The organism is Paenibacillus sp. J22P169, assembly GCF_059691995.1.
Window position 1 is genome coordinate 679,188 of the sequence record NZ_JCAUAO010000001.1, and the last position, 24,980, is coordinate 704,167.

24 protein-coding genes are annotated in these 24,980 nt (G+C 43.5%); 2 read left to right on the plus strand and 22 right to left on the minus strand.

All coding sequences use genetic code 11. The features are described from left to right. Positions 1–25: 25 nt before the first annotated feature. The 6 genes from AC58QG_RS03330 to AC58QG_RS03355 all read right to left on the minus strand — a co-directional run bounded on the left by AC58QG_RS03330 (position 26) and on the right by AC58QG_RS03355 (position 4,920). Positions 26–1,093 carry an LLM class flavin-dependent oxidoreductase gene (locus AC58QG_RS03330; RefSeq protein ID WP_497360682.1) on the minus strand — a complete coding sequence of 356 codons (1,068 nt, stop codon included), beginning with the start codon at positions 1,091–1,093 and terminating at the stop codon, positions 26–28. Positions 1,094–1,305: 212 nt separating this feature from the next. Continuing rightward, a complete protein-coding gene (locus tag AC58QG_RS03335) occupies positions 1,306–2,331 on the minus strand; it encodes a deaminase domain-containing protein (RefSeq protein ID WP_497360683.1) in 1,026 nt (341 codons plus the stop codon). 306 nt (positions 2,332–2,637) lie between these two features. Then, complete coding sequence (locus AC58QG_RS03340) at positions 2,638–3,288, minus strand: DUF3885 domain-containing protein (protein ID WP_497360684.1); 651 nt, start codon at positions 3,286–3,288, stop codon at positions 2,638–2,640. 307 nt (positions 3,289–3,595) lie between these two features. Beyond that, the gene (locus AC58QG_RS03345) at positions 3,596–3,895 is read right to left on the minus strand and encodes a hypothetical protein (protein ID WP_497360685.1); all 300 of its coding nucleotides are present in this window, start codon (positions 3,893–3,895) and stop codon (positions 3,596–3,598) included. Between the two features lie 168 nt (positions 3,896–4,063). Further along, on the minus strand, positions 4,064–4,246 hold the full coding sequence (locus AC58QG_RS03350; RefSeq protein ID WP_497360686.1) for a phosphoglycerate mutase family protein: 183 nt from the start codon (positions 4,244–4,246) through the stop codon (positions 4,064–4,066). Between the two features lie 215 nt (positions 4,247–4,461). Further along, the gene (locus tag AC58QG_RS03355; protein ID WP_497360687.1) at positions 4,462–4,920 is read right to left on the minus strand and encodes a class I SAM-dependent methyltransferase; all 459 of its coding nucleotides are present in this window, start codon (positions 4,918–4,920) and stop codon (positions 4,462–4,464) included. 258 nt (positions 4,921–5,178) lie between these two features. Here AC58QG_RS03355 and mraY point away from each other — a divergent pair, with 258 nt between their 5' ends. Then, positions 5,179–6,132: a phospho-N-acetylmuramoyl-pentapeptide-transferase gene (mraY, locus tag AC58QG_RS03360; RefSeq protein ID WP_497360688.1), complete on the plus strand. Its 954-nt coding sequence runs from the start codon at positions 5,179–5,181 to the stop codon at positions 6,130–6,132. A 258-nt stretch (positions 6,133–6,390) separates the two neighbouring features. Beyond that, a complete protein-coding gene (locus AC58QG_RS03365; protein ID WP_497360689.1) occupies positions 6,391–7,041 on the plus strand; it encodes a hypothetical protein in 651 nt (216 codons plus the stop codon). 335 nt (positions 7,042–7,376) lie between these two features. Here the strand turns inward: AC58QG_RS03365 and AC58QG_RS03370 are convergent, their stop codons facing one another. The 16 genes from AC58QG_RS03370 to AC58QG_RS03445 form a co-directional block, all read right to left on the minus strand. After that, entirely contained in the window at positions 7,377–7,601 is a 225-nt protein-coding gene (locus tag AC58QG_RS03370) for a hypothetical protein (RefSeq protein WP_497360690.1), read from the minus strand. Between the two features lie 150 nt (positions 7,602–7,751). Then, complete coding sequence (locus AC58QG_RS03375) at positions 7,752–8,372, minus strand: hypothetical protein (protein ID WP_497360691.1); 621 nt, start codon at positions 8,370–8,372, stop codon at positions 7,752–7,754. A gap of 776 nt (positions 8,373–9,148) precedes the next feature. After that, positions 9,149–9,988 (minus strand): RraA family protein, encoded by an 840-nt coding sequence (locus AC58QG_RS03380; protein ID WP_497360692.1) that lies wholly within the window; start codon positions 9,986–9,988, stop codon positions 9,149–9,151. A gap of 73 nt (positions 9,989–10,061) precedes the next feature. Then, entirely contained in the window at positions 10,062–10,841 is a 780-nt protein-coding gene (locus tag AC58QG_RS03385) for a creatininase family protein (protein ID WP_497360693.1), read from the minus strand. A gap of 38 nt (positions 10,842–10,879) precedes the next feature. Further along, complete coding sequence (locus tag AC58QG_RS03390) at positions 10,880–11,830, minus strand: metallophosphoesterase (protein ID WP_497360694.1); 951 nt, start codon at positions 11,828–11,830, stop codon at positions 10,880–10,882. Beyond that, a complete protein-coding gene (locus AC58QG_RS03395) occupies positions 11,827–12,663 on the minus strand; it encodes an SMP-30/gluconolactonase/LRE family protein (protein WP_497360695.1) in 837 nt (278 codons plus the stop codon). Before AC58QG_RS03395 ends, AC58QG_RS03390 begins: the two co-directional genes overlap by 4 nt. 81 nt (positions 12,664–12,744) lie before the next feature. Then, entirely contained in the window at positions 12,745–14,583 is a 1,839-nt protein-coding gene (locus AC58QG_RS03400) for a type 1 glutamine amidotransferase family protein (RefSeq protein ID WP_497360696.1), read from the minus strand. A gap of 155 nt (positions 14,584–14,738) precedes the next feature. Further along, positions 14,739–15,890: a Gfo/Idh/MocA family protein gene (locus tag AC58QG_RS03405; protein ID WP_497360697.1), complete on the minus strand. Its 1,152-nt coding sequence runs from the start codon at positions 15,888–15,890 to the stop codon at positions 14,739–14,741. Positions 15,891–15,985: 95 nt separating this feature from the next. Further along, the gene (locus tag AC58QG_RS03410) at positions 15,986–16,975 is read right to left on the minus strand and encodes a Gfo/Idh/MocA family protein (RefSeq protein ID WP_497360698.1); all 990 of its coding nucleotides are present in this window, start codon (positions 16,973–16,975) and stop codon (positions 15,986–15,988) included. A 4-nt stretch (positions 16,976–16,979) separates the two neighbouring features. Next, complete coding sequence (locus AC58QG_RS03415) at positions 16,980–17,354, minus strand: RidA family protein (RefSeq protein ID WP_497360699.1); 375 nt, start codon at positions 17,352–17,354, stop codon at positions 16,980–16,982. 34 nt (positions 17,355–17,388) lie between these two features. Continuing rightward, positions 17,389–18,501 (minus strand): mandelate racemase/muconate lactonizing enzyme family protein, encoded by a 1,113-nt coding sequence (locus AC58QG_RS03420; RefSeq protein WP_497360700.1) that lies wholly within the window; start codon positions 18,499–18,501, stop codon positions 17,389–17,391. 13 nt (positions 18,502–18,514) lie between these two features. Continuing rightward, positions 18,515–19,354 (minus strand): amidohydrolase family protein, encoded by an 840-nt coding sequence (locus AC58QG_RS03425; RefSeq protein WP_497360701.1) that lies wholly within the window; start codon positions 19,352–19,354, stop codon positions 18,515–18,517. A gap of 33 nt (positions 19,355–19,387) precedes the next feature. After that, on the minus strand, positions 19,388–21,109 hold the full coding sequence (locus AC58QG_RS03430) for a DUF4091 domain-containing protein (RefSeq protein WP_497360702.1): 1,722 nt from the start codon (positions 21,107–21,109) through the stop codon (positions 19,388–19,390). A 31-nt stretch (positions 21,110–21,140) separates the two neighbouring features. After that, positions 21,141–22,010, minus strand: a complete 870-nt coding sequence (locus AC58QG_RS03435) for a carbohydrate ABC transporter permease (RefSeq protein ID WP_497360703.1) — start codon at positions 22,008–22,010, stop codon at positions 21,141–21,143. A 24-nt stretch (positions 22,011–22,034) separates the two neighbouring features. Then, complete coding sequence (locus AC58QG_RS03440) at positions 22,035–22,940, minus strand: ABC transporter permease subunit (RefSeq protein WP_497360704.1); 906 nt, start codon at positions 22,938–22,940, stop codon at positions 22,035–22,037. A gap of 79 nt (positions 22,941–23,019) precedes the next feature. Then, positions 23,020–24,747, minus strand: coding sequence for an extracellular solute-binding protein (locus tag AC58QG_RS03445; protein ID WP_497360705.1), 1,728 nt, complete (start codon positions 24,745–24,747; stop codon positions 23,020–23,022). Between the last annotated feature and the right edge of the window lie 233 nt (positions 24,748–24,980).

Consider the following 24,980-nt stretch of genomic DNA (forward strand, 5'->3'; position numbering starts at 1 on the left):
TGTACTGTTTGGCATGTTTTACATGTTAGACATGCTCCTTTAAGTTTTTTTGTATAAGTGGGAGAACCGTTTTGCCAAATCGTTCAGCTTCTTCCACATGTGGAAAACCAGATAAAATAAAATGCGTAACACCAAGGTCGATGTATTCCTTCAAACCTTCCCATACTTGCTGAGGGGTGCCAACAACAGCTGTTCCTGCCCCCTTGCGCACTCGGCCGATGCCTGCCCATTTATATTTATCAAAGCGATAATCGCCCTTAAGCAGTCCGTTCATTCGATTCTGTGCAACCGAATCAGCTTCTTTGAAATAAGCCGCCATCTTGGCCTCAACTTCCGGCTCAATCCCTTCCATCAATTGCTCCGCTGCCTCCCATGCTTCTTCTTCTGTCTCACGAACAATGACATGAATGCGGATGCCCAGCTCGATTGGGCCTCTTTGGTAGGTTTCCGCTTTGCGTTTCAGCTCCGCAATCTGCTGCTTAACAATAGCGACCGGCTCGCCCCACTGGAGATAAATATCTGCATGCTTTGCCGCTACATCCAGCGCTGCGGGGGAGGAACCACCGAAGTATATGGGTGGCTTGCGACCATCAACATGTGAGGGAATGAGTGTGCTTTGCCGAAGCTTGAAGTAGTCACCGTCATAATCTACTGCGCTTTGCTCCCATAGCTTTCGGATAACACTCAAGAACTCATCCGTCCGGTGGTACCTCTCATCATGCTCCGTAAAATCACCATCTTGACCCAATTCATAGGGAGATCCCCCTGTGACCACATTGATCGTTAACCTTCCTTTACTGAACTGATCCAGAGTTGACGCCATCTTTGCGGCCAGAGAAGGAGCTATAAATCCGGGTCGAAAAGCAATCAGCGGTTTCAATCGCTTGGTGTGATGTACGATGGCTGACCCCACCATCCAGGAATCGAGGAACGGTATTCCCACAGGTACCAGAATACCGTCAAAGCCTTGTTCCTCCACGGTCTGCGCAACCTTAACTAAATAGTCAAGTGTCGGCGCTCGCTCCGGTTTTTTCAAACCTAGCTGACTGCCATCTCCATTGGATGGCGCAAACCAATAAAACTGTACTTTCATTCATTTCCCTCTTTTCATAAAAAAAATAGACGCACCCCCTAATGGGGAATGCATCTCCAGTCATCTGGTAGATTCATTTAGAGTTTTGTTAATTTGCATATTTCCGATGTAAATACTGTGATTTAATATTTATTAGTATAACTATAGCATCTTGCAAATTTCTTCGTCAATTCATTTTCTTTTCAGGGGCATCCTTTTTCTCTCAAATATTATTATGTAAATTTAACCACCCACTGCTCAGCAGACTGCATTTTTCTTAACGGCTTTAATTCTGGAGGTAAAGGTAAATTCTTTGAACTTGTTTGTATTAATAGGACAAAACTTTTAAGTTCTATCGCTTCGGGTTCAGTAAGAGTTTCTAAATACTTGGAAGGTGCAACAGCATCATTGAGTTTTTTTATTACTTCGCCTGTTATCCATGCCGGTTTTTGGTCCACAATACTCTTTATCTGATTCACCTTAGTATTTTCTTTTTTTTCTTTCTCACTTTCCTTTCGCTTATTGTAGTTTTGCGTTGATTCCACTCTGTAATTATACATCCCTGTGGCTTTATTTATATTTCCTCTGTCTTCTTCTTCTCCATAATGAATTGTACCAAAATCTTTGGAAACAACTGATGGGGGATCTATATAGTTTATGTCAATGTCGATACCGGGCCATCGGTCTTTAAATTTTCGAGCTACAATCTGGCAAGATGTACATGAACCTTTTGTACTTACCAGTGTTAATTCCCCTGTAATTGCCGAATTATTCTCTTTTACAAGCACATTATCAATTTCTTGAAAAATCTGTACCTCCGAATCATTTTTTTGCGTCGGATACTTCCCTTTCCCAGCAAATTCACGGTAGTTAAAACCTTCTTTCACCGGCTTTTTGACCCTACCGCCGCTTTTATAGACACCTGTATCAAAACTAGTTTTTTTCTTTTTAATAACCGTGTACTCAAGCTTACCTTTTGCAAAATTGTGGCCATCATCATGACCACTTGATGCTTCGACTACTTCTTTTTTTAGTTCCTTCAAATACTCATCTTGCTTATCATTCGTATTTTTCCCACCGACACGTTGAATAACCGTATTGGATTGGGCCGTTAACATTTGCATCGTTCTTCTATTACCAATTGTTTGCTGTAATTGATTTATAAAACTGCTACTTCCAGTCGCCGCGCGCTGAATGAAAGGATTAAACGAGCTACTTTCAGATTGCGAAGCGGTGTTTTTAGGCTGCTGTTGAAACATAAAGATTTCACCCCAAATCAAGAGTTTTTATCTAATGTTTTGCTTTACGAGATTTAAGGATTCCAGCAAGATAAGATTATTCCATATAAACAAGTGAGTGTATAAGTGTCTCCCCTTCTAACGTATCCAACTAGTTTTCTCCTGCGAGTGACGCTATATTTTTTACCTTATATTTCCTATTGTACCACTTCGGAGCAGAAAATAAAGTATTAGACTGACCCTAGAAACTGAAACAGCGACAGCCAAGGACGAGAAAATAAAGTCCTAGACTGTCGCTGTTTCACTGAACTATCGTTTTCCGTTAGTTCAACAATCGTCGAAGTTTGCAAATAGTTGGTCAATTCTTGATCTATCGTATGTTAATATCCATTCGTTATAAACACTATATATGTTTTTTAACGCTTCTTTTGATGAAGCGACTACATCACATCCCCTGTCATCATAAACATGAAATATGGTTCCAGCGGAAATATTAACAAAAAAAACATCATGAGAAATCGAAGGTCTAATTGCAACGTCATGATTACATATTGCCTTAATCAAACTTCCATATTTAATGTTCCTTCCTTGACAATGTAAAATGAACCGATGTGTTTCAAAATCATCTATCTCATAAACATCAGCAAAAACATAAGGAATTACATTGTGCTGTAAATTTTTCAATACCTCTTTTTTGTCTATATATCTTCTATAAACCTTGGGTTTTCGTCTTATTGGATCAGGTTCAGCGGCAAAATGCGCATTAGTTACAATAAATATTTCATCATTATCTTTATGTAAGTGCCTGTAGATACTAATTGCCCTATCATAAACTTGTTGCATATATAATACTTTATCAACCTTGAGCATCGGTGGGTTTCCAAGTTCAAAACGAATGCCATGTTCCCAATTATAAAAAAGAGGTGGACAAAGCTTTAAGTTGGGAAAATACTTCTGTAGATAGTCATACAAAGCCATCTGACACCTCATTCGTTTAGCGGGTTGAAACTTCATAAATCTTTGCAGCATCGCCATTAAACATATAACCAGTAGTTAAATGAGTCCAACCATTTTGAACCCAATTTATTGCCCCTTAACTGGATTTTTTCCTCAATATTACAATATAACCGAAAAAACATCACAATAATAATTCGATATAACTAAAATACCAAACTTTTGAATATAATCTGCCCGTTAATGGAGCGAAGGGCTGCCACGCGGGCAGCCCTTACAGATGTTGAACTATCGTTCACCGTTAGCGCAATGAAGTTCAGTTTATGTGCTTTCAGAAGTAGGCGGATATCGCCCAAGCGCACGCCCCCACGACAGCAATGCATGCCCAAAAAAGGCCGTAAGCCCTCCGAAACGAAGGATTCGCGGACGCATTTCGTAGCAAAATCTCGTTCACGATGATAAGGATGATTCCGATAACTGGATATCCTCCCCAAATCGCAAGCAGCCTAATAGCTGGCTCGCCGGTATCGATGAATAAAAAAGCGAGGGCGAGCAACAGTAGCGCGCCGAGTGTTGCGAGCACAAATATCGCGCGGGTAAAGTAGGCCAGCAGCTTCATGTTTACCTCCATAGACAACATGTCTTTTAATGATACATCTTATGATGCTCTTATTGAGCTAAAAGTACCGCGTTAGTTTAGTCTAGTAACTCTTTTCTAAATGATATTAACCTCAGTTGCTCATCTTCCTTGAAGTTATTACATTTAGACAATTCAACATCAAAGAACTCGTCGTCTCTTTCATGCATTCGAATTTATATCGCTACTGATTATTTGTTTAATATTATATAATTGCTTATTATCAAAAAGATATTGTCCCAGTTTTTCAGATTGTATCATCCCTTCTTCTATAAGTCCTCTTTCACTCCATCCACCACGATAACCATCTTCATCTTGACCATGCCTAACAAGATAGATTGCCATTGATCCTCCTTGAATGCTGCTGAATTAAGGGCTGCCATGCGGCATAAGATGTTTAACTATCGTTTCGATAGCTTAAGATTTGTGGCTTTTAATAATTAAAGTAGAGGGTATAATTCTTGCCTTTGAACCGGAGTACCACTTTGAAGGATTACTGGTATCATTATCATCCACTTTTGAATCCTCGATTACTTTATCTATAATAAACCCAACTTCAATTAGCTCATTACTAATATACCGCCAGGCTTAAGGCTTTGATAAATATTCCTTAGCGTCGACTTCAAATTCACTGTCCATCCAAGAGCATATATGGATATGGCTTTATCGAAGTAATTAAGAGGGAGTCCCGGAATTTCCTCCATTGGAGATTCAATAAATTTAATATCTGTATTCAGATTTGAAACAACTTGTCGTGCAGTCTCAATTTGTTTGCTAGACAAATCTACACCCCATAATTCCTTGGCTCCACGTTTAGCCAAATATTCTAACGTATGCCCACTTCCACATCCAACTTCTAAAATGGTGCTATTATTAATCTCACCAAGTAAATCTAATTCTTCTTCCGTCGGAGCAAACTGTCCGTAGTCTAAAATATCAAAAGAACCCTCAAAAAATTGCTCAGCAACCTTATTCCAGCCATCTTTGTTTATTTGAATAATTTTCTTTTGCTCTAGCATTGTATAAACACCTCATACTATTGTTATTCCCTATATATTTCCACATTTGATATAGCACACCTCCCGGTAGCGGAGTGAAGGGATGCCACGCGGCAGCCCTTCAGATATTTGCTGATATAAACAATGTCGAGTAAAATATTGGAATAACTTTCATTTAAGAGTTGAGTGTTATTCTTCTTAAATAAAGCAATGGAATATTTGTCCACATACTAGACGTATAATAAAACTGAATGATATCGTTAGGGGAGAACCAATCCAATGGAGAGTTCATTACTTAGTGCTTTAAGTATTTCGTTTCTGCTTGTTGCTATGTTAACACCTATTTTAATATGGGCGTTACGTAGTTTAAACCTAACTCAACCTATTAGAGTAGAGTTGCCACCTGACCATCAAGCAAAACGTGGTACCCCGCTGATGGCAGGCATTATCCTACTTATAGGGGTAATTACATCAACATACTTCCATCCTAAGCCACTGGTACTTTTCCTTGGAGCAACTTTTGTTTTATTTGGCATATTGGGGTTCATGGATGATTTTAAAAAGGCTGCTTTTCAAGACCCCTCTGGTATCTCAGGAAAAACGAAACTGATTTTTCAATTCGCTTTCACTATCGTATTGTTATTTGCATTACTTTATCAGTTCAATTTGAATTCAGAAATCACCCTAATTAAAGGCTTTAACCTCCACTTACCAATTTTCGCATATCTAATACTAATGATGCTATTTATTGTGGGGTCAGCCAATGCAATAAATTTTACTGACGGGCTGGATGGACTTCTAATAAACGTTGCAATACCAACTTACTTTTTCTTTTTTGTGATTTCGGAAAGAATTGAAGTACAGACTTTTTCGTTAGTGATGATTGGCTGCTTGTTAGGTTTATTTATATATAATATTTATCCAGCAAAAGCGTTTATGGGGGATACTGGGTCTCTTGCAATAGGTGGTTCTCTTGCTTTCTTGGCTGTAATTGAAAAGGTTGAAATTTTGATTCCGATATTATTTTTTGTTTATTTAGCAGAGCAACTATCAGTCATTTTGCAAGTTTGGTATTACAAGAAAACCAAATTGAGAATATTCCGAATGGCACCTATTCATTATCACTTTAGTTTGAAGTATGGCTGGAGTGAGAATAAAATAGTGATGGTATTCGGATTCATATCTTGGATATCAGCATTTATTTCTTGGGTTATTTGGAAATACATACTATAAATTTATTGATCGTGAATGCAGTGCTAGGGCAATGGTGCACCTACTCTTCTCCACTCTTACTAACTACATTGTAACTCAATTAACTAAGCAGGTAGCCGCGCGCCTGCTTTGTTTGTCTGTCTTTATGCAACTAACGTCATCCGTCTAATCCTATTTCTACTAGTGGCTAGGGCTTTCTTGTTATTCACCCACACCGAGTCTTTTGGTTCCTCATATGTTGTGAGAGTACACACCAATCGAATTGAGGGAGTGATAGCTATGCCTGGACTGCTACGTACAGTCAACGGAACGACCACCCTTTTTGCAACAGCAAGCATAAAATCCAAGCAAGAAGGCATCTTAAGCGCGAATATCGAATTGGTTTTAAACGCCAGTCGAGGTGTCTCCGACATCTTCCTAAACATCACACAGAATGCATGTAACTTAGTAACTTTCAAAATACAATCTCTGAATCGCATAAGCAGCAGACTCACTGCTTCCTTTGGTAAACAAGTGAACGGCGTCTCCAGTGCCAACATCATTCTCCAAGATAAGAACAGCAATATCACTGCTAGAGGATTCATTAATAAGAAAGCAATCGTTCCCGTTAGACTTGAAAGCGGCTGTCAATGTGGTTGCTCTTGCACGCGTACACAAAAAATAAGATTCAAAGATGGCACAACATTAAAGATCAGCATCGATAAATCGCTCCAACTTGCGCTTAAACGACTATTTACTAAACTTGAGCGTGTATTAAAAAAGCTAACTCCGAAGAAAGGCAATGGCGCGACCGCTGATCCCGAATGCAATGCAAGATGTATTCGGATTGGAAACTCTTGCAAGGCTGCATGCGGCATCTTCGCTGTCTTATGCACTCCAATATGCTTGAGCGCGCAGGCGGTTTGCCTCATTAGTTGTTTGCCGACATAGTGGTTGAATCTCACACGTTGCTAAACTTGAACAGGCTGCCAGCATACGGCAGCCTGTTAGTATTGTGCTATAGTTTCTCGTGATGAAAAAGGAAATACTGATCCCCTTAGCTATGTCCCTTACGTCTCTCTTTTCTCTTGTAAAACCTGTCTATGAGAAGGATTAAGATATGTACCATGGTTATAAGCATTGCCATCTGTACAGCCTTAATAAAACTAACCCCTACAAAATAATAAACCATAAGCAAAATGGCACAAAAATTAAAAGCAATCCCTAGAATTGATTTCATCATTTTTACCTCGCTATTGGTAAAGCGTATTTACAATGTTTCTCAGTTATATACCTTCAAATTCTAATTGGCTTAAAAGTTCGTCCAAAGTTAATCCATCTTTTGGGATGAATTTCCGCCAATATTCAACAGACACTTTCATTGTATTGATTATGTCCGTATTTATTTCTGCTGTACCTGAGAAAATCTCAAGTGTAAGGTACAGCGTCTCACATTTAGGAGGCATTCCTTCTTCCGCAGCAGTATCGTATGATTTCTTAATTGCTTGCAATATCCTGTCTCCCTTTATGATCCCTTCCCTATTCGTTTCGTTTGTAAATGGTTTATGTCCTGAAGATTTTCCATCCGTTTGTTGAAGGTGAATAATTGGGGAATAACACCCTATTTTCTCAATCCATAGATAAGGATCTCCATCCTCATACTAAGCGAAAAAATATGGATGCGCCTCCATTTCTTGTTCCATAACAGAAATAATAGCATCTTCGTTATCTGAATTCTTTTGAGCAGCTTGATAAAACATTTCATATCCTGTCTTAGGTCCAAGCCATAAACCACTAATCTCCGCTTCTCTTCTATACGTTGCTAATAGTTCCTTTATTTTGTCTGTATTGGGTCGTAAAAACTTTCTCTGCCCTGACTGATGTCCTGTATCCAGCGTTATATACAATGGACTGTTTCTTCTGCGATATACGTCTTTTTCAAATATTCTGCACCATTGATTGTCCAAGGAATCTGATGCGGAGTGTACATCTGTTCTACTCCAATAGGCGCTATCACGTAACCTAATGTCCGTATGAGCAAGTCCAAGTGTGGCATACGTACCATGCCCTGAATATAAATTAATAACTTTAACCCTTGTTTGTTCTGACCATTGTTTAATTTCAGTTACCCAGTTAGCCAAATATTCGGGTGTCGTATATAATGGCTCACACTCATTATCCGCACTTGCTTCTACATAATTCACGCCTAAGGATTGTATGACTTCCATCCAATGTTTAGGCTTAGTCCAGCGCTTCGATGCAAAACAATTGTCCACAGCCAAATAAATCTTTGGTGATAGCAAAATGTTTATCCCCATTTCATACAGAATTATTAATTAGGTGAAAAAAATTCTACCAACTCTGTTTGTAATATGATCAACAGCATTCAATTTATAATGTTGTTTTCTTATACAAATCGGAATACTTGCCTCATAAATTAGAACTCCCAAAGTTTTTTCGATATCCTTTTTCTTCCATGCTAGTTAAGTAGCATGGTTGGGAAATTTATTTTTTCAAGTGTAAATTCGATGCTATTTCGCATAATTGCCCGTTAATTGTGAAAAGGTTTATCAGGAAAGTCTTTAACCGGACCCGTCGGAAATGAGATAAAGTTCTTGTCAAAATCGGGAATTGGATCAAGTTCTTGTCATTAGGCTTTGACAAGAACTTGATCCAATAAAATAAAAAAGCCGCGATTTACGCGGCATTTATTCAGATAATGTTCTTATCACCCGACAATGATTTACGATCTCCAGTGACGCATTTCTTCGTTTATCAACTGGACTTACTTTACAACCTCACGACGGATTTCATCAATAACAAAGTAAGCGGTGGTTCTTCGCGAACAATGGATGCTTTAAATTTGCTTACAAGTTGCACCAGCGTATTGTCATTTCCAACATTGCCAGGAACCACACAATAAGGAATTTATCACCTATCATTCGTCTGCTCATCAGGTGCATCAACAACCCTCGTCCGGATGATATGTCTGCTGTCATAGGTTCTCCTCATGCTGCTATAGGTCGTATAGGTCGGTATTTTGATGGGTCCATGAATGCTACAGCACCCCGTATTTTTCATAGACTTCCCGAAGCAGCTTGCCTTCCAGAAGCTCCCGGCGTGTGTGGTTTTCTCTTTCGACCTTTAGGATCGCCATCTCTACGGATTGCTCGAATACAGCCGAAGGGATGACGGCTACCCCGTCGTTGTCTGCAAAGATGACATCCCCCGGATGTACCGGCACGCCTCCTACCACAACCGGGCAATCGTAGTCGATCACAAGACCTCTTCCCTTGGAATCGACGGGCTTGCAACCGGTGCAGAAGACGGGAAAGCCCATCTCCAGTATTTTCTTCGTGTCTCGGATCAATCCTTCAACGATGGCCCCCCGGCCTCCACGCATACGGGTTGCGGTCGACAGCAGCTCTCCCCATATTCCATTATTCTGGGATTGGTTGGTGCATACGATGGCCACCTCGTCCGGCTTAATGCTGTCGATAGATCGGATTTCCATTTCATACGGATTCTCATGGGCGTGATACACATCGACAGCCAAGATCGTTTTGGCGCGGCCGACAACAATCATCTCTCTCGTAAGCGGCCGTATTTTCTCATTCATCGCTTGGTTCCGGTATCCTAATTCATCCAACGTATCGCAGATGACTCCCGTGTATAAATGTTCCTCCATTAGCTGAAACAACTCCGCGTCCTTTAAGCCACTAGTCATCAATGAGGCCTCCCTCTCTCGATAGCCGCCTCGTTCACCTTCGTGAGTCGAAGGCTGGCTATTCTTTCCGACGATCCGGACACGCATTGCCTGCCCGTTCGGATACTGCTGTTCCATGTTCACATGGCGCATCGCCCAAGGTGGGTTCGTCACAATGACCGATCGCATCATTCTAATGCCAACTCCCGGCTTCAGGAATTGGGATATACTTCATAATTGAAAAGGTAAGATAGCCGTTTGAAAGTCAACTCTTTTTTTGCTTTCCCCCTGTCGATAAATGAAACTCAACAAATGCTTCAGCCATTGCCTCGACTACTACTTTTAAATACTGATCGCCATGACTGGCACTTCCCCGGTCAGGGCTATCGGTGTAGCCATCGATCTCCTTCCAAAACCCGTGTGATTCTATCCGGGTACCTCGATTAAATCCTCGCGGGTCTGAGCCGGTGACGTTATCACGGTGTGGACAGGGTCCCCTCACCAAGTCCGGACGCAGAGCCATTATGACCGAAGTCTCAAAGAAGCCCGCATGACCAGGGAGATTTCCGGGAACGTGAGCTTGTTCGGCTACTAGGGCGTCCCATGCTACTTTCCAATAAGAAGCAGCGGCCAAGTGAGAAGGATACCTGAGCGCCAGATCTCGGGCTACAAGTTGTACTAATTCATCATTTCCTCCGTGCCCATTAACAATAAAAATCCGTCGAAACCCACTTATGATGAGGGACTCTGTCAGATCATAGATCGTTCGGTAAAAGGTTTCAGTGCTCAGCGACATCGTGCCGCCAAAGGGTAAATGGTGATGAGAACACCCGAAGGGCATCGTGGGAGCCACCACAACGGGAATCTCCTGTGCAGCAATGCCCGCTGCAGAACGAGCGATATACTCCACGGTAAGGGAATCGGTTCCCACCGGAAGGTGAGGCCCGTGCTGTTCGATGGCACCGACGGGCAGTATAATAATGCTCTCAGAGGCCATCACTCTTGCTTCTTCACGGTTCATATCTTGCAATAACCGATAATACATAGATTAAGATCGCCTCCTATTACTTTTTTTGGAAATGGTTAGTTTTCCGCTGCCCATGGGGCGATACGGACGTTGGCTTCGTCAGCTTCCAAAGGAAAACGAAGCGAATAGCTGACTTGCGTCTCAAAGCAATCCTGCAAAGGATTGTAAACCTGGACCATCATCTCTCTGGTTTCGAGGGTGTAGGTTACGATGCGGTAACGCCCTTCCCCTCCTTGGTCCGTAAACTGCCAATTTTGAAACGACTGGAATACAAGATTACCGAGCTCCCCTTGGTCAATGCGGTAGCTTACATTTTCGTAGATATGATGACCCGAATAAATGCTGTGAATGTTTTTTTTGCCTTTCAACCATTTCATCCACATGTCTTCGCCATCGTTCGCTCCGTCTGCGCCCTTGTAAGCTTTCGGATTATGATCGTCACCCAGCTGAGTGCGATTCCCAAACATGTACATATAAGTGTGAGTAGTGATGATCGCTTGATGGTCGGGATGTGCATCCAGAACTTCACCTACCCAGTTCATCACGAAATCGCGGGGGCCAAATTCCAATGCGAAAACCAAAAGCTTGATTCCGCCAATGTCCAATTTAGCGTAAATATTCTCTGCCTTCCCTTCCTTCAGTGCTCCGCCGAACCAGCTTTTATCTAGAAATCGATCCAAGCCAAAGTATCGGTTAAACATTGACGCGTTTCGATCGATGGCAAGCAGATTGTCGTAATCATGGTTTCCTATGGAAATGAGTAGAGGGAGCCCGCTGTTCCATATCGGATCGAAGGCTTGCTTTGCATGCTCGAACTGCTGCTCTTCTGCACTGCCGTTATGCACTACGTCCCCTAAGTGAAGTACCATTTTAATATTCAAGCTTTGGGATTGTTCCAGAATGCGCTGAGTCATCAACCTCAATACCTCAGGGTGATTCTTGGCAAGTATTTGAGTATCCGGGATTACAACAAGGGAGAAACTTTCAGGTCCGTAAGTTATGGTCATAGTTTTCTCCCCATGGCCCAACACCTGCCAGGTGTATCAGTTAGAAACGCTTCAATGTTACCTTGATCGGAGACTGTTATGTAGCAAGTACGACCATCCTCTCCGCCGAAGGTCAAATTCGTGCAATTTTTCCCGTGAAGTGGGATTTCTCTCAACAGTTCCCCTTCGGGAGACACAACTGCAATAACCCCTTTACCCCACCGAGTTACATACAAATTGCCATTTAAGTCACAACGCATACCATCCAAACCGAAATCGTCAAACTCAATCAACAATCGTTTGTTTAGTATCATAAAATCCGTTGTAAGATCATATTTCCAAATTTTACGCTGAAAGGTTTCGTTCACATACAGCGTTTTTTGATCGGGACTGACTTCGATCCCATTGGTGGTTCCCATGTTTGCTTCTAAAAGAATGGTGCCCCCGTTCGAACCAATCCGCCAAAGCTGTCCGCTGCCTTCTCCCCAATTCGGATCGCTGGCGAAAATGATCCCGTTATCCGTAATTGCGATGTCGTTAGGCTGATTCATGGCCGTTTCATGAGCATGAATACAAACCTGTTTCGTTTTCATGTCTACTTTCAAAATATTATGATTAGTATAGTCGGCAATAAACATATCTCCACTCTGATTGAAGCGGATACCGTTCCCGATACTCCCGTCCGGCAATTCCAGAAAAACGGAGCATTTCCCATTGGGTGTGACTTTACCGATCGTATGCTCCCGCTCATAGTTCACGGCGTAAAGATTTCCCTCCCGATCACAGGCCGGACCTTCTATGCCGGAAGTAAATCCACTTGGTTCGGTAAAGCGTTTACTGACGAAAAGTTCCATTTAAATACTCCTTTCGCTTCTACACGTAAGCGACTCTTTATAGACGGTCCTTATCTCCATCCCCGCGAATTTCTATTGCACTTAAATTTGTGCTTCCAGTTTGCTGCTTGCCGCATACAAAAACTCGACATCATGTCTACCCTCTGGAACGTAACAAAAAAACCGGTCGATGCCGTTTTGTTTCCGGATGACACAGTTGTGCGTTTCTCCGTCGAGAATGTACCTCGCTTCATCTACGCTTTGTTCAAGAACAGACATTTTCACAAAAACGCCGCTCTTGCTGGCGGTTTCTACCGTGAAGCTGGCGGATTCTATTTTTCCATGATCCGAACGGCTAATCGCATAATTTTCAACGACAGTCTCGGATCGTTCATTCCACCATAAACAGAGCTGATTAGTGGAGAAGTGTAATACGTTATACTGCTTTTCACCGATGTAACGAAGAATCTCATCTATAGCAGGCAGGCAGTTCTCGTTCCATCCTTCGCCTGCAATGTAAATCGGATGTAGGAATACGTTCATGGTCCAGTTAAAATAGCTGGCGCGGTCGAGTGCTTGCTGGATTCTGCCGACATCTTCAGCGTGTGTCTCGGCAAATATCCGAGGCTCATAAAAGGCGATTGGGATATAGGTGTATGGAATCCGCTTATTACCGTGCTCATGATCGTCATATACGAAATGTGGAAATACCGTACCGAATCCAAAGCCAAGCAGATTAATCGGATTATATGGGGGTGTAAAAGAATGGATGCGGGAATTATCGCCTTTTACCCCGTATTTTGAAGCCCATCGTGCCTGTTCCACCCAGCCGGTATGTGTCGTGAAATGATTAACAGTTGCAACCGGAATTTCACCGAACGCCTCAACATATTGGTCCAATTGTTCCCTGACATCCGCTTCGGTGAAATGATTATGAGGCGTGGCAAAATCATAATGCAGCGATAAACTGTGACCATTGTTTTGGATCGCTCTGTATTCTTCAGTGCTGATGGCAAATTTGCCTTCCTTATCCGGCATGATATTCATGTGATAACCGAGTCCTTTGTCCTTCATATAGTTCGAAGCTTTCACCTGAATGCCGGGCGTGCACTCGTCATCACCGCCGTAATGCAAAAGCATATCCGGAACCGATCCGTCCGCAAGAGGCGGAAGCTGGTGAACGATCGGCTGGGGTATCTCCGTCAATACCCGTTCGAGAAACTGCAGCCAATAATCCGCATAAGGAACCTCCAAACTGATAATTCGGCCTAGTGCAAGAGAATCGCCGACACGATAGTAGCCGTCGCCGTCAATATCTCTAACCACCGGCCTTCCCTGATGCATCGTCCAAAGGGTTTGCAGAAGATGGAAGGTGAAATAATATGTCTTTCCAAGACCGACACTGCGTTTCACAATCGCATCGCCGCCTAAGCTCTTCTGAACGGCATCAAACAAAGTACCGAGGCTTTCGCCGCCTTCTACTTCCACGATTTCGACATCCGAGATGATCGGAAGCTTCGCTCCTTCATAGGAATAATGCGTATCAGGACTGATACCATCATTGGCATTGAAGCGGTAATAGGCAGATACGGTAAATTCATCGTCGGGCTGCTTAAGTGTTCTAATCCGTTTAATCCCAAACAGGTCGTCCGCATCCTTCGTAACAAAGCCAAGCAATACGCCCCCTGCTTCAACCCAACGTTGCAAGACTTGCTTGCTATGGTTGTTCAGATTGAAATCACCGAGAAAAATATACATATATGCAGAGAGGGTCTCATCATTTTCGAGGTCGTTTAGGGAAATTTTAGACGCCCGCAGCCCCATTTCATCGAACATTTCTTCCACGTATTTATACCAATAATTGTTTCCCTTGCGATTGGCTTTTTCACAAAGTGCTTCTTCATAAACATAGGCGGTTAACGAAATATGTTGAGTTTCCATGAATACAGCCTCACTTTCTGACTTAGCTACAAGTGATACCTAAGCCACCAATATTTCAATCTCAGGCGATCCTTGCGGGACGAAGCACATCAGCTATTTTTTTGTGCTTCTTCATAAACGTAACCGGTCAACGATAATAGCTGCTCCATTCGCCATTACACTCGCTTTCTGAAATCGGGTACTTCCTTCAGCGAGCCGCCTTCGTTCGACGATTCCGCAGCTAAAATCGCAGGCGCTGCTGTTTCCACCGCTTTGTAGACATCCATTCCTACTTCAGTGTCTTTCAAAATCGCCGTAATGAAGTTATCGATCGGCCATCCGTCGGAACCGGCATGACCGCTTTCTCTAATGAAATCGCTTGCGCCATCGACTTTCGTACTCCAGTCCATGTCTTTCCAATCCTCGTCGCCTAGCGACCACATTTTCGGGTTGTCGTGCTTGGATCTGCTCCACTCTACGGTGCGCTGAGTACCTTTAACCTGATACCAATGATAGCCAGTTTCCTTTCGCGGGCCGTGCGGAGATGTAAAGCCTGCGGCTACGCGAAAAATCGTATCATTGCTCGTGTGCATCAAAGCAATTTCCATATCCCTTGCCTCGTAATCTTCGACAAAATAGCTTTTCGGCTTAGTCCCCATACAGGAAACACGAGTGACCCGCCCCCCCGTAATACTGAGCAATGGACTGAGCGTATGGGGAAGATAATAGATTGGATTGATGAAGGTCTTGTTGCGCCAAGTCGGATCTAACTCACGACCCAGCGGAGGCTTGGTGTGGCCGTAAATTCTTTCGCCTGTTTTAGGATCGATAAAATAGTCCCAGTCCATATAATGAAGATATTCGCCTTCAGCATAAAGGATCTTTCCAAACTCATTCCGACGAGCCATCTCGCGCCATTCCTGGATGAACCCCCAGTATCGGGTCTGCTCCGAAAGCAGATATTTCACGCCTGTCTTCTCCACAGTATGGACCAGGTCCCAGCACTGCTTTAGTGTATAAGCCGCAGGCACCTCGGTGGTCACATGAATGCCTTTCTCCATGGCGTAGCAAGCAAGATCCACTTGCATGTTCGGCGGAGACGCGATCAGTATGGCATCCAGCTTCTCAGAGGCTATCATTTGCTCAAAGTCCGTATAGAGCTTGACGTCAGGATTCCCAAGCTGAGAAGCGGCCAGCTCAGCGGTTGCCTGAATACGATCGCATATAGCTGTCACTATACAGTTTGGATGGGCGTTATACAGCTTCATCAAACCTCTACCTCTCGGACCCACGCCGACAACACCCAGACGTACTTCCTTCTTTCCCATGTTTCGCCCTCCCTAAGTAACGCCGTATTTGTCTCAATCATCCTTTAACATTTTCCTTGCAAATGTTCGGTTCCAGCATGGTTTTTCCGAGCTGATTAACTTGTAATCTCATACTCCATTCTTTTGCAGAGTCTGAGACTATTGATTCCATCGAGGGCTCCTGGCACACATGGCTCATTGTTACGTATGCTGAAAACAAATCTTTTTAATTGCTCTCGGAAGCAATAGACGCCCCAATCCTCATCTAAAGATACGGTTTCGGTCTCTATACCCGTTTGCAATTTTACGAACATTTGGAATCGATCGAATTTGGCGATTCCTTTCGGACCTACGATTTCGAATTCGCCTTCGGGAAACTTCGGAAAAAACCAGCCAATTTCCACTTTGGCTATATCCCCATTTGCGAATCGGATTAAGGAAGCGTCATAATTCGTTGCAGGAAATTCCTCTCGTGATTTTAGTCCGAAAGCCTTAACTTCGGTAACCGGTGAATCCGCCAAAAAATATAGGAAGTCCGCTACATGCGCGCCGTCGTGAATGGAAGGCGAGCCATGCTCCATGGTCAAGCGGATGCGTTCATAATGTTCGTGATTCCCCGTCGGGTCCCAGATCTCATCAAAGATGCCAAGGCGATACACCAACGGGGAGCCTAGCCTTCCGTCCCGTATCCAATTTCTCAGCGTTTCCATCAGCATGCCATGACGATAGGTGAATCCCAGTTGAAGCTTAGCTCCCGTTTCCTTCTCCGTTTCCATTACTTTTATGGCTGTTTCTTCATCCACTGCCATCGGCTTTTCACACAAAACATGCTTGCCTGCCCTCAAAAAATCCATCGTTATGTAAGGTGTCACCCAGGGAGGAGTGGCGACGATGACAGCATCCAGCATCCGATCCTCCAACAATTCCTTATAGCTGGAAGTGAAATGGGGCACGGAATACTTTGCGGCTAATCGTCCGGCTCTGGTAAGATCTGTATCGCATAGCACTGAAAGGTTCGTATCCGGATTGGCGATGATCGTTGGGATATGCATGGCGGCGGCAATATCCCCGCATCCGATGACTCCGATATTTAGCGGGTTGTTCATTAAATTACCCCCTTACCGCCACGCATTCTATTTCTACCAGCATACCGTTCAATTGGCAGGCGACAACGGTGCGCGCCGGATATGGTGCTGAAAAATATTGGCCGTATACCTCATTAAACGCTTCCCAGTGGGTAATATCGGCTAAATAAACTGTCGACCGGACGATATCATCCATCTGAAAGCCATTATCCTCCAACAAATAGCAGATATTTTTCATGGTCTTATGGGTTTGAGTGACGATATCATCGCCCACCAATTTCTGATCCTTATCAAAAGGACCCTGACCAGCCAAGTAAAGCGTATCATTCTTGAGAATTGCGGATGAATAATTGCCGAACACGGGGGGAATCCGCTCGGATTGAATGGCTGTCTTCGTCATTATTTTTCAAATCCTTTCGTTTGACTGGGTGTATTTAATGAACCCGCATCGAATTTAATTTATCAAAGTCGAGAGTTACACCAAGACCGGGGCGATCGGAAATCTGGAGGCAGCCGTCCCTAATGACCAATTCTTCCTGAGTAACATCCTCTTTGTAACCAGTAAATCCTCGTATATCCGATGCGTGAGAGGCTGCCAAATTCGGCATGGCTAGGGCAACATGCCCAGAAGCGGCCGCTCCGATCCGTCCCTCCGGCATTGAACCAACCGTGCATTCCTTGTCATACAAGGATGCGAGCTCAAAGATCCGTCTCGACGGCATGATTCCGCCCGCTTCAGTAATGTACACATGCAGCATATCTGCAGCATCATTTTCAAGATATCGCTTGGCGTCCTTTACATCCCAAACACCCTCATCAATTAAAATAAATGCCCTTGTATTGTTTTTTAACCATGCTAAATCCGACAATCGATCGTCCGGCATTGGTTGCTCTACAATAGTGACGCCAAGATTGACCATCTCGTCGATCAATTCTTTCGCCCTTTTCGCATTCGTCCAAGCCATGTTTGCATCTACGCGTAGCTTAACCGCATCGGGAACTGCATTTCTAATCCTACGAATCGTCTTGAGATCTCTGTCCTCATCCTCGCCGACTTTCAGCTTTAATTCTTTATAGCCTTCTCCTACCTTTTTCATCGCCCCCTCGACCATATAATCAATCGAGTCATTCATCGAAATGCCGCCGGTCAGAGGAATTTCATCTCTTAGCTTTCCTCCAAGAAGCTGATAGACTGGCAGATTTAACGTCTTGCCGATCAGATCCCACATCGCCATTTCGACACCTGCTTTAGCCAACAGGTGCCTCTTTGAAAAGCTGCAGAACTGGTCCAGTACCGCACTTATTTTCGACATATCGCGGACATCCATTCCAATTAACCGGCATGCCAAATAATCGTTTACCTCTTTGCAAAGACCATGAGCGCCTCCGAACCAGGCAAGCGCAATTTCTCCAGCGCCATATTCCCCTGATTCACCGTGAATAACCACAATCCCATGGTTGGAGGAACTATAACTCCCCCAATGATCCCGAATTGGAGTCATAAATGGTAGATTAATAGGGATAGCCTCAACAGAAACAATTTTCATTGCACTCCCCCCATCATTTGAGACCAAGGATCTCAGGCGTTGACCGGCCAATAATCTTCTCAATGACCCTATCGGGTATACGTGGCAGATTGGTTCCCTCTACCATTTTATTAAGATTATGCAAAGCATCGATCGAACGGTTGACCGTAAAGAAAGGAAAATCCGTACCGAAAAGCAGTTTATCTTCAATTCCATACTCGATCGCTTCCACCAAGGCGTTATACATCTGCCAGGGTCGAGAGCCCAGCGCAGAGATATCCGTGTAAACATTCGGATGCTTTCGCACAACACTGATCGCTTCACCGATCCATGGATGGCCGAGATGTGCAATGATCATTTTCAAATCCGGGAAAGCTCTGGCTACGGGATCTAAATCAGCCGGACGTGATTTCTCAAGTGGTCCTTCTGGAACAAATGAGGTTCCTTGGTGCCACATAATCGGCAGTTTGAGCTCCTGTGCCTTGGAGTAAAGAGGGTAACAGATCCGGTCGAGAGGATGAAAGTTTTGATAGATAGGGGCCAGCTTCAGCCCTTTCAAATTCAACTCGTAAACAACAGACTCTAGGATCCTCTCGGGACTGCTCCGATTTGGATCTACGCTGGCAAAACCGAATAACTTGCCGGGCGACTCCGCGACATACTGAGCAACATATTCGTTTGGCACATTAAAGCCAGCGTAGGGAGCATCTACTGCCAGTACAATAGCACCCGTGCACTCCTTCATGGCTTCCCGATGTTCATCCAGCGTGCAAGCAAAACGGAAGTCGTCGCCCCATGCTCGCTTTGCCGCTCTTAAAAATGAACCCGATATGTGATTAGCTTCCGCAACGTGAGTATGAAAATCGAAAAGCATTATGATCCCTCATTTCAAATCGATCTTCGTCTACTAGGACTCTAATAATTGGTTAAAAGTCTTCTGCAGCCATTGTTCCGATTTTGGAAATTCCCTGTAATTGACGATGGATTGCAGGCGCTCATCATCAGGTCGTATACCTAGCGTTTGCAGAAGTGCATAATCTTGCATGGATTCAGCAAATATTTCCCATCGAATCGAATCAATAGGTCCATGCTGCCCGGGGTAGACAACAAATGCATCGCCATAAGGCAACCTCTGTTTACCGGACCCATCAGTAAATGGATCCAACAGTTCTTGGGATTCAGGATCAAACCCCCCATTAAAGATGTACCAGAAATTATAGCCCCAATGTAGGAAGCCCAGCGTGCGAAGCTTATAAAAAACCCAGCCCTGCATGCGGATTTTATAAAGCGGCGTGTCGAAAAATCGGTTGATATAAGGTCCTAGCGGACTGCAGCAATAATACACCCAATGCGGAATACCCTTCTCTACATAGTTATCGGCGCCATTAGCAATCGGTACCGGATAATCGGTAAGGCCTTCTACGGCATACGCCTCGCTGAATACGGCATCCATTACCTTGATATCAGGAGCGATCTGTTTCAATATTTCCCGGGCTCTTCGATAATTTTCCATATCCTCAGGACGATCGCCCGGCTCATCCGAAATATGGAATAGCGAGCGCTCCAAAATTCCTTCTTCTGATAGAAAACGCTTAAACTCCGGCAAAAACTGACTAAGAAAGTTACGGTACTCTTCTCCTCCACCATCCATTTCCTCCGGAAAAAGCAACTCCAATTTGCCGTTGCGCTCCGTGTAAATCCCAGTGGGTGTTGCCGCTGAGGCAGCGCGATCCTTGTTGTGGCTGTATGCCCATAAATGCGTCCATTCATAATAGTCGAACCCTAACTCTTGGGCCATCCGAACAATCTTGCGAACCCAGTCCCAATTAAACTCATATTTGCCCGGTGCCAGCTCCTTCACCTGCAGAAGCTGTGGTGGCCTTTCCATAATTTCTCGGCGATAGTTAAGGATCGGCATATAGATCACGTTATTTCCATGATCGAGAAGATTCTTCAGGTAGGCCCTGACTCCCCGAAAAAAATCGTCGCCGAACCTGTCTTGTTTATTCCAATCGTAAATACAGTCCGGGAACCACCAATGGGTTATCGGGAAGCTTTCTCGCTGCCTCAGCACAGGCTGTTTAATGTCGATCGTAGCGGTGAGTTCAGCGTTCTGTTCGAAGTTCGTACTCTTAAATACCACTTTCAAGGAATATCTACCCGGATTAATCTCGGCAGACACTCTGATGGTGATCCAAAAGGACTGGTTCGATAAGGGCCACACCTTCGCATGTGTTTCCGGAAATAAAGGGTCCGGCACAAGCCCGGGGATGTATTCCGAGCCCTCCAACTCCTCAAGAGGTGTATGTTGGGACGGATAGGCTTGGGGTACCCAGCCCACTCGCCGCACCTGAACCTGTATTCCTTCCGTACCTTCGACCTCGCAAGTAACATCAATCGGTAACATACCGTTATTATGAAGACATGCCTGGAAAGAGAGCCTGGCATTGCGTGGTGAAACAAGCTCCAGCAACCGTCCGCCTTCAGGCGGTGACTTGGGGTATACGCGTCTCATGGTGCTCTGAAGCCAAAAGCTGAGCTGTGAAGGCTGCGATTCCGTGCCGTAAGGATAACCATTTTCAATCTGCATCAGCAGAGGGGTGGATGATGTTGCGTTCAACAACTCCATACGATCCGACTTCCCTTCTTAACAACTGGCTTCAGCCTTTAATGGAACCAATCAGCAGACCTTTCATAAAATACTTTTGCAGGAACGGATACACCATCATAATCGGAAGAACCGTAACGACCGTCATCGCCATTTTTAAAGACTGCGGTGTAATATTTGGAGTTTTCTCAAATTGAAACTGTTCGATATTCGTAATCGTCTGTAGAGAGTTATAAAGAACATATTGCAAAGGGAATAATTCTGGATTCATTGCATTATAGAACTGTGTATCTATGAATGAATTCCATTGTCCGATGGCGGCGAACAAGGAAACAGCTGCGATGACTGGCCGGCTAATTGGAAACATGATCTTGAAGAAGAGATAAAGATCGTTTGCCCCATCAATCAAGGCAGCCTCTTCCAATTCCTTCGGTATACTTTCAATATAAGTTTTAATTAGAATCATATTGAAGACATTGACGGCCGTCGGAATAACATACACCCAGAAGGAGGAAGTCAGACCCAAACCTTGGATGAGAAGATACATCGGAATAATCCCGCTTGAAAAGTAAAGAGTAATGACAAAGAATTTTCGAAAAAAATTCACCCCGATAAAATCGTCGCGCGTTAAGACATAACCGGCCATGGAAGTGAACAGAATCATCGTCGCTGTTCCCAGCACGGTCCGTGCCACGGAAATAAAAATTCCGTTCCAAATAGCGGGATCTCTCATAAGTGTCGTATAAGAATCAAAAGTAGGATTAATAGGGAATATTAGAAACCTTCCGCTGACTTGAGCGGGATCGCTCAGAGAGTAGTTGACTATGTAAAGAAAAGGAAAAATCATTACAATCAGTCCCAGAGTCATTGCAAGATAATTGAAGACATCAAAAGTCCGGTCTGCATACGAAGTTTTATTCACTTAGGACCGCTCCTTGCCTTTTGGTTAGAAAATAGACTTTCCCGTCGCTTTTTTCGAAATTGAATTTACAAGTGTAAGTATAACGATACTTACAATGGTTTTGACCATACCAACCGCAGTCGCATAGGGGAAATTCAGCTGCTTCAAACCGAATTTATAAATATACATATCAAAAACTTCCATGTTTTCCCAATTAGTCGGATTCGTAAACATAAAGAATAATTCGAAATTTGAGCTTAGGATCCATCCGCTATTTAAAATCAATAATACAATCAATGTCGGCACTAAGTTCGGGATCGTAATTAGCCATATTTTCTGAAACCGGGAAGCTCCGTCTATATCAGCCGCCTCATATTGTTCTGAAGGAATAGAAGAGATTGCCGAGATAAAGATAATGCTGCAATAACCTACGGACTTCCATGCTTCTAACCCGATAGCCAGCACCCAGGAATATTTCTTATCTCCCAAGAAGTTCAGGCCCTCGGAAATTAGGCCAAAATTGACAAGTAATTCGTTCAGGATACCGGTTGACGAGGATAGGAACGCATACGCAATCGAATAAATGATGACCCAGGATACAAAGAAAGGAAAAAAAGAGATCGTTTGTACCGTCTTCATAAAATATTTGGATCGGATTTCATTTAAAAACACCGCAAAAATCAAACCCAAACCAAGATTGATAATGATCATTCCCAAATTCATGATCAACGTGTTCCGCAATAAATAGACATAGTCCTTGCTTTGCGAGAAGAAAACCTTGAATTGATACCAGCCGCTCCACTCTGCGCTCCAAATACTAAGGCCGACTTGATAATTCTTGAAAGCAATCATCCAGCCGAACAGCGGTATGTAGCTGAAAACAAGTACTAAAATAAACGCCGGGGCGAGCATGAGCATAAGATATCGTTGTCTGAATAACTTTTGAGCCATATGGGTGCACCACTTTCTAGCATGGTGATATTTTGCGAAACCTGCCTTAACAGGCAAGTTTCGCAGCATTCAAACTTTACTATTTCGTAAGCTTGCTGACTTCTAGCTTATATTTCTTGTTGTATTCATCGATTACGGTTTGCGGATTTAGTTTCTGATATTCTGACACCAATTCGTTCCAGATCTTCTCGAATTCTGCATCATCCTTGGCCGTTATTAATTTAGGTGTGTTTTTCACCCGGAAGTCGGTCATTTTGGTTTGCGTTTGACCTAAAGGCGTATTGGGATCAATAGTGATGGTATTGATCAAACCGGAACTCGCCCCCTTACTGTTGCTCTTCCAAGGGTCTACCGAAGTTTTCCAGCCTAACTTTTCGACCGCTCTTTTGGTTTCAGGAGTAAGTTCAATCTGATCACGATATTCCCAATCCACGAGGAAGCTATAAGGCTTGCCGTTAGACTTAGAGATCCGTTGGTCGTTACCTAAGAAACTAAAGATGCCGTTAAATCCGACCAGAGAGTCAGGATTTTGCTTTTCCTTGAAGAACAGTTCAGTCGGCTCCCTCTTGCCGTTCTTAACGGTGTAATGCTTGCCTTCGATACCTGCCTGTAGAAGGGTCTGCCCTTCTTCCGAGGTGGCCCAATCAATGAGCTCCATAATCCTTTTGGGATCCTTTGCATTTTTCGTGATCACCGTGTTTCGGTATGGAACGGTATCCAACTCCATAATCAGTTGGGGTTCATTTCTTTTGATCTGGGTCATGCTGCGTACCGGCATGGTAATATATTGCTGCTCCGGGTGACCCGCTGCAATCAACTTATTGTTCGTTGACAATCCGGGTCTAACATACCAGGCACTGAGAGCACGGCCGCTGTCAAATTTCTCCTGAACTTGAGGAATCCGGTCTGTAAAGCTTTCCTTATCCAAGATCCCTTCACGGTACATAGCGTTAAAGAATTTGTAGGTTTCATATACATATTCGTTTAAGAAATAATCACCGAATTCATTCTTATCATGATTGAAGATAACACCCTGATTTCCGGCTATCCCCGTATATCTTCCACCTTTTTCATAGAGTATTCCGGAGATCCCCGCCATTCCCCAAGACTCTCCGAACGGTGCTGTCATGCCTATTGATTTCTGACCGTTAGTCGTCGGGTTGTCTTTAAGAGCCTGTTTTAGGAACTTTATCCAGTCATCTGTAGAAACCAGGTTCGGCCAGCCCTGCTTCTCAAGCAGATCGACCCGAGTCGCAATATCGTTCGTTTTCAGGTTCGTCATGTAATCACTTTGGTCTACTTCCCATTTGTATAGCTTGTTGTCTGGAGAGAGCAGTCTCCATAAAGGGATCTGCTTCTCATATCGTTTCGTGAAATTCGGGGATGCGGCCAAATAATCGTCCAAGGAAACTACTGCGCCTGCTTTCAAATATTTTTGAAAATCATCATTATATTGAATCCATAGGATTTCCGGATAATCTTTGGCTGCTAGCATCAGATTGACTTTTTCTCCCCAATTGCCCCCATAAGGAATAAATTCGAACACGATATTGAATTTATCTTTGATGATTTTACCTATTTCAGTCTCGTCTGACTTTTTGAACTTATAGGCACTGCCCGGATACAAATATTTAATGGTATAAAGGTCTTTTGGACTAGTGGTGCCTGTTGCCGTTTCAGAATTCTTAGTTCCGGTGTTGTTTGCTTCGTTCGCTCCATTGTTGGATGATGAACATGCAGCAATTAATGATGCCAGCAATACGAATATAAGCATGACCGGTAGTAGCTTATTTCTCGTATGATTCATTCAACCACTCCCCTTATTTGAATCTTAATCTTAAACTTAATGGCGTTAACGATTTCAAACTTAACGAAATACTGAACATAAAAATAATCGAACAGATGGCTCATCAGTAACTAGCGTAATAAAAAATAATCAAGGAAGGATTCAATTAACGTTTAAATCGTATCAGACTCCCCAGTCAGTTTTTTTTCAGCCCAGCCCCTCCCTTCACCAAACAACCTCCGTTCAGCACTCAA

Excerpts from the sequence above, each read along its gene's own strand:
- AC58QG_RS03330 (WP_497360682.1), bottom strand. The coding sequence starts at position 1,093 with ATGAAAGTACAGTTTTATTGGTTTGCGCCATCCAATGGAGATGGCAGT.
- AC58QG_RS03335 (WP_497360683.1), bottom strand. The coding sequence starts at position 2,331 with ATGTTTCAACAGCAGCCTAAAAACACCGCTTCGCAATCTGAAAGTAGC.
- AC58QG_RS03340 (WP_497360684.1), bottom strand. The coding sequence starts at position 3,288 with ATGGCTTTGTATGACTATCTACAGAAGTATTTTCCCAACTTAAAGCTT.
- AC58QG_RS03345 (WP_497360685.1), bottom strand. The coding sequence starts at position 3,895 with ATGGAGGTAAACATGAAGCTGCTGGCCTACTTTACCCGCGCGATATTT.
- AC58QG_RS03350 (WP_497360686.1), bottom strand. The coding sequence starts at position 4,246 with ATGGCAATCTATCTTGTTAGGCATGGTCAAGATGAAGATGGTTATCGT.
- AC58QG_RS03355 (WP_497360687.1), bottom strand. The coding sequence starts at position 4,920 with ATGCTAGAGCAAAAGAAAATTATTCAAATAAACAAAGATGGCTGGAAT.
- mraY (WP_497360688.1), top strand. The coding sequence starts at position 5,179 with ATGGAGAGTTCATTACTTAGTGCTTTAAGTATTTCGTTTCTGCTTGTT.
- AC58QG_RS03365 (WP_497360689.1), top strand. The coding sequence starts at position 6,391 with ATGCCTGGACTGCTACGTACAGTCAACGGAACGACCACCCTTTTTGCA.
- AC58QG_RS03380 (WP_497360692.1), bottom strand. The coding sequence starts at position 9,988 with ATGATGCGATCGGTCATTGTGACGAACCCACCTTGGGCGATGCGCCAT.
- AC58QG_RS03385 (WP_497360693.1), bottom strand. The coding sequence starts at position 10,841 with ATGTATTATCGGTTATTGCAAGATATGAACCGTGAAGAAGCAAGAGTG.
- AC58QG_RS03390 (WP_497360694.1), bottom strand. The coding sequence starts at position 11,830 with ATGACCATAACTTACGGACCTGAAAGTTTCTCCCTTGTTGTAATCCCG.
- AC58QG_RS03395 (WP_497360695.1), bottom strand. The coding sequence starts at position 12,663 with ATGGAACTTTTCGTCAGTAAACGCTTTACCGAACCAAGTGGATTTACT.
- AC58QG_RS03400 (WP_497360696.1), bottom strand. The coding sequence starts at position 14,583 with ATGGAAACTCAACATATTTCGTTAACCGCCTATGTTTATGAAGAAGCA.
- AC58QG_RS03405 (WP_497360697.1), bottom strand. The coding sequence starts at position 15,890 with ATGGGAAAGAAGGAAGTACGTCTGGGTGTTGTCGGCGTGGGTCCGAGA.
- AC58QG_RS03410 (WP_497360698.1), bottom strand. The coding sequence starts at position 16,975 with ATGAACAACCCGCTAAATATCGGAGTCATCGGATGCGGGGATATTGCC.
- AC58QG_RS03415 (WP_497360699.1), bottom strand. The coding sequence starts at position 17,354 with ATGACGAAGACAGCCATTCAATCCGAGCGGATTCCCCCCGTGTTCGGC.
- AC58QG_RS03420 (WP_497360700.1), bottom strand. The coding sequence starts at position 18,501 with ATGAAAATTGTTTCTGTTGAGGCTATCCCTATTAATCTACCATTTATG.
- AC58QG_RS03425 (WP_497360701.1), bottom strand. The coding sequence starts at position 19,354 with ATGCTTTTCGATTTTCATACTCACGTTGCGGAAGCTAATCACATATCG.
- AC58QG_RS03430 (WP_497360702.1), bottom strand. The coding sequence starts at position 21,109 with ATGGAGTTGTTGAACGCAACATCATCCACCCCTCTGCTGATGCAGATT.
- AC58QG_RS03440 (WP_497360704.1), bottom strand. The coding sequence starts at position 22,940 with ATGGCTCAAAAGTTATTCAGACAACGATATCTTATGCTCATGCTCGCC.
- AC58QG_RS03445 (WP_497360705.1), bottom strand. The coding sequence starts at position 24,747 with ATGAATCATACGAGAAATAAGCTACTACCGGTCATGCTTATATTCGTA.